The sequence below is a fragment of the Arthrobacter mobilis genome (genome assembly GCF_012395835.1).
Taxonomy (GTDB): domain Bacteria; phylum Actinomycetota; class Actinomycetes; order Actinomycetales; family Micrococcaceae; genus Crystallibacter; species Crystallibacter mobilis.
Map to the genome: position 1 here is coordinate 1 of NZ_JAAZSQ010000059.1, position 1253 is coordinate 1253.

Consider the following 1253-nt stretch of genomic DNA (forward strand, 5'->3'; position numbering starts at 1 on the left):
ATACGGTTAAGTATAATTTGTTTTCAAAATACTCAGCCGCCGAAAGCGATTCGTAATAATCGTTCATCACTCTGTTGACGAATGGGATCTTGCTGTCAAATACAGGTCGCACTTCTTTTCTAACCCGAATACGATGCGTATAAAAGGTAACGGGTTTCCCATCAAAACTACGTATCAGCGTATTGAGCTGGTCAGTAAGCAAGGCTAGATCCGCTTCATCTACACATTCAAAATAAGCTCCGTCAATCTGCCAGGTCGCCAGTAGATCATGGTTTCTGGTAACAATGAGGTTATCAGTGATGTGTGATGAATACGGGATTAACTCTTCAAGAGAAGACTGGTCTTTAAGCTTCATAAAATTGTCCACTTTCGATATATCGACTGCGTCGTACGAACTCCCCGCATAATGGACGGCATTGAAGCGCTTGTTTGCCAGAGGATTACCTTTGATTTGCATTCGCAGATAAAGCAGGTCAAAAAAGCGTTCATCTATCTTCGTAACTCGCTTGATGGCATACCAGCCAGGGAGGATGAGGGCATACATAGCCTCATGAATCCAGACACCAAGCAAAACGCAGATAACGCACATTCCAAGAAAGGGGTAGAGCGGAACGCCCAGCCCCCTAATCAAAGCGGGGCGTGTCAGCCCTTTAAAAACGGTACTCATTTTTACGCCCCCTTTTATTACATATTACGCTAACCAGTCAGGCAGATATGGCGCAACAATAAAGATGATAATCCCGATAATTAAAGGCGTAATCCACGCTGCATGCTGGCGTGAGAAGATAGCGATATAACCAATTACCAGCGCAATGATGGTGATTGCTGGCTTACGGATATCCGTCAGAAAATCGATAATCTTCTGCAAGAAGCCAGTTGTTTTAGTGGATACATCATCAGCAAAGGCGGGTTCTGCTACACAAAGCATCAATGCAGCCATAAATACAGAAAGAGTTAAATAACGTTTATTGAGTTTTAACATCGTTTGTTTCCTTTTCATCTAAAACAGTGCCACGCATGGCATATTGGGGATATACGGTAACTTCTTTAGGTTTGATACTCTGTGTTACATTCTCCTTTCTGATTGCATCTTTAACTGAAGGAACCACCCAGTTTTTTTTGTTATCAGGCGGATTAAACCCTATGCGCTGTATATAACTGGTGTTATTAAAATCTGATTCAGGTTTAGTTCCTGTTTCTGGATTGCCGGAATAATAGCAACTCAGGCCACGTAAAATATCGCCACCACGTTT

General features: G+C 42.5%; 3 protein-coding genes. All 3 read right to left on the minus strand.

All coding sequences use genetic code 11. The features are described from left to right. The coding region (locus HGG74_RS20800) for a VirB3 family type IV secretion system protein (RefSeq protein WP_205762278.1) at positions 1 to 667 on the minus strand (667 nt) is incomplete at its 3' end. Positions 668 to 691: 24 nt separating this feature from the next. Further along, positions 692 to 982 (minus strand): TrbC/VirB2 family protein, encoded by a 291-nt coding sequence (locus HGG74_RS20805; RefSeq protein WP_000916156.1) that lies wholly within the window; start codon positions 980 to 982, stop codon positions 692 to 694. Then, positions 966 to 1253 (minus strand): hypothetical protein (locus HGG74_RS20810; RefSeq protein WP_312856930.1); only part of this gene is annotated, 288 nt, incomplete at its 5' end. The genes HGG74_RS20810 and HGG74_RS20805, both read right to left, overlap by 17 nt.

Bases quoted from the DNA above. Each gene is read 5' to 3' on its own strand.
- HGG74_RS20805 (WP_000916156.1), bottom strand. From the start codon at position 982: ATGTTAAAACTCAATAAACGTTATTTAACTCTTTCTGTATTTATGGCT.